Origin of the sequence: Rhodococcus sp. T9N, assembly GCF_024436645.1 — a bacterium.
Classification (GTDB): domain Bacteria; phylum Actinomycetota; class Actinomycetes; order Mycobacteriales; family Mycobacteriaceae; genus Rhodococcus_F; species Rhodococcus_F qingshengii.
Window position 1 is genome coordinate 1 of record NZ_JAMSKS010000073.1, and the last position, 623, is coordinate 623.

Sequence of the window (623 nt, forward strand, 5' to 3'; positions counted from 1 at the left end):
ACCGTCGAATCCGAAATCAACCGACCCCGACCGATCACCACCAACTGCTCCGCCGTGAGCGCCATCTCCGACAGAAGGTGACTCGACACCAACACCGTGCGGCCCTCGGCCGCCAACCGCTGCATGAACTTACGAATCCAGACGATGCCCTCCGGATCGAGACCGTTGACCGGCTCGTCGAACAACAACACCTTCGGATCCCCCAACAACGCACCCGCCAACCCCAGACGCTGCGACATACCCAACGAGAACCCGCCGGCCTTCTTGCCCGCCACCTCGGACAACCCGACCAACCCGAGCACCTCGTCGACGCGGGACTTCGGGATCCCGTTCGAAGCAGCCATCCACTGCAGATGCGCACGCGCACTGCGATTGGGGTGCACCCACTTCGCATCCAGCAACGCGCCGACCGTCCGCAACGGCGTCTTGAGCTCGCGGTACGGCTTGCCCTCGATCAACGCCGCACCCGACGTCGGCTGATCCAAACCCAGGATCATCCGCATCGTCGTCGACTTACCTGCACCGTTCGGGCCCAGGAAGCCCGTCACGATGCCCGGCTTGACCGTGAACGACAAATCGTCCACCGCTTTCGTCGGTCCGTAAACCTTGGTCAATCCCCTCAG

Annotated in this window: 1 protein-coding gene; it reads right to left on the bottom strand. The window is 63.4% G+C overall.

Features of this window, described 5'->3' with window-relative positions:
- On the bottom strand, window positions 1-623 hold a 623-nt coding region (locus M1L53_RS33075), incomplete at both ends, for an ATP-binding cassette domain-containing protein (RefSeq protein WP_256670503.1).